General features: G+C 47.7%; 12 tRNA genes. All 12 read left to right on the top strand.

Annotated features, from left to right (window positions below):
• Positions 1–48 precede the first annotated feature (48 nt).
• The 12 genes from IW492_RS17865 to IW492_RS17810 all read left to right on the top strand — a co-directional run bounded on the left by IW492_RS17865 (position 49) and on the right by IW492_RS17810 (position 1,158).
• A tRNA-Asn gene (locus IW492_RS17865) sits at positions 49–122 on the top strand.
• Between the two features lie 54 nt (positions 123–176).
• Positions 177–265, top strand: a tRNA-Ser gene (locus IW492_RS17860).
• Positions 266–280: 15 nt separating this feature from the next.
• Positions 281–352, top strand: a tRNA-Glu gene (locus IW492_RS17855).
• 17 nt (positions 353–369) lie between these two features.
• Positions 370–442: transfer RNA gene (locus IW492_RS17850), tRNA-Val, on the top strand.
• A gap of 5 nt (positions 443–447) precedes the next feature.
• A tRNA-Asp gene (locus IW492_RS17845) sits at positions 448–520 on the top strand.
• 20 nt (positions 521–540) lie between these two features.
• Positions 541–613 (top strand) — tRNA-Phe (locus IW492_RS17840).
• 4 nt (positions 614–617) lie between these two features.
• A tRNA-Tyr gene (locus IW492_RS17835) sits at positions 618–698 on the top strand.
• A 2-nt stretch (positions 699–700) separates the two neighbouring features.
• Positions 701–774: transfer RNA gene (locus tag IW492_RS17830), tRNA-Trp, on the top strand.
• A gap of 18 nt (positions 775–792) precedes the next feature.
• Positions 793–865: transfer RNA gene (locus tag IW492_RS17825), tRNA-His, on the top strand.
• A 28-nt stretch (positions 866–893) separates the two neighbouring features.
• Positions 894–965 (top strand) — tRNA-Gln (locus IW492_RS17820).
• A 9-nt stretch (positions 966–974) separates the two neighbouring features.
• Positions 975–1,045: transfer RNA gene (locus IW492_RS17815), tRNA-Cys, on the top strand.
• Positions 1,046–1,074: 29 nt separating this feature from the next.
• Positions 1,075–1,158: transfer RNA gene (locus IW492_RS17810), tRNA-Leu, on the top strand.
• Positions 1,159–1,405 lie beyond the last annotated feature (247 nt).

The following is a 1,405-nucleotide window of genomic DNA, read 5'->3' as shown; positions in this document are numbered from 1 at the left end:
TAGTGAAGGGTTTCCCTTTGTGAGAGTAGGACGCCGCCGCGCGATGATTCCGGCATAGCTCAGTTGGTAGTAGCGCATGACTGTTAATCATGATGTCGTAGGTTCGAGTCCTACTGCCGGAGTTCCTATTTAGGATGTATTATTATAGAGTAAAGCAAAGTGCTTCTTTTAACTCAGGAGAGTTGTCCGAGAGGCCGAAGGAGCATGATTGGAAATCATGTAGGCGGTGAACACTGTCTCAAGGGTTCGAATCCCTTACTCTCCGTTTTTATTTTTTAATGGCCCGTTGGTCAAGTGGTTAAGACACCGCCCTTTCACGGCGGTAACACGGGTTCGAATCCCGTACGGGTCATATTGGAATTTTTTCTTGGAGGTTTAGCTCAGCTGGGAGAGCACCTGCCTTACAAGCAGGGGGTCAGCGGTTCGATCCCGTTAACCTCCATCTCCGGTTCCGTGGTGTAGGGGTTAACATGCCTGCCTGTCACGCAGGAGATCGCGGGTTCGATTCCCGTCGGAACCGTAGTTTTTAAATTTATATTTGGCGCGGTAGCTCAGTTGGTAGAGCAACGGATTGAAGCTCCGTGTGTCGGCAGTTCGATTCTGTCTCGCGCCATTATGGAGGAATAGCGAAGTGGCTAAACGCGACGGACTGTAAATCCGTTCCTTAGGGTTCAGTGGTTCGAATCCACTTTCCTCCATTAGGGGCATAGTTTAAAGGTAGAACAGCGGTCTCCAAAACCGTTAGTGTGGGTTCAATTCCTGCTGCCCCTGCCATTTTTGATAAGTTTTATGGCGATTGTGGCGAAGTGGTTAACGCACCGGATTGTGGCTCCGGCATTCGCGGGTTCGATTCCCGTCATTCGCCCTTACCTTTTAAATAGGGTTAAGGTATTTGGGGTATAGCCAAGCGGTAAGGCAACGGACTTTGACTCCGTCACTCGTTGGTTCGAATCCAGCTACCCCAGTTTAATTATGGCGGTATAGCCAAGTGGTAAGGCAGAGGTCTGCAAAACCTTCATCACCGGTTCAAATCCGGTTACCGCCTTGCAATAATTAATAATGATTTTATTTCATGCCGGCGTGGCGGAATTGGCAGACGCGCTGGACTCAAAATCCAGTGCCCGCGAGGGCGTGCCGGTTCGACCCCGGCCGCCGGTATTAGAGATGTATCAACGCTTTGAGCGATTGCTACATCTCTTTTTTGTTTACTAAAAAAACAATACTACCCCATTACTACCCATTTTCTATGAAACTTTCAAATAATAGGATTAATAAGGGCTCATTGTCAAATCGGACTGATAGTATCACCAATGAACATCGGAAGAAGGAATCGAACTCCTTCTCCGGTGTTTTTTATTTGTATTGAATAAGGCCGTTGAGTAAGAAAATTCGGGTACGCATATTT

The sequence above is a fragment of the Enterococcus sp. BWB1-3 genome (assembly GCF_016745275.1).
Classification (GTDB): Bacteria; Bacillota; Bacilli; order Lactobacillales; family Enterococcaceae; genus Enterococcus_L.
The sequence above is the reverse complement of the archived record's forward strand: the minus strand, read 5'-3'. Positions and strand labels throughout refer to the sequence as shown.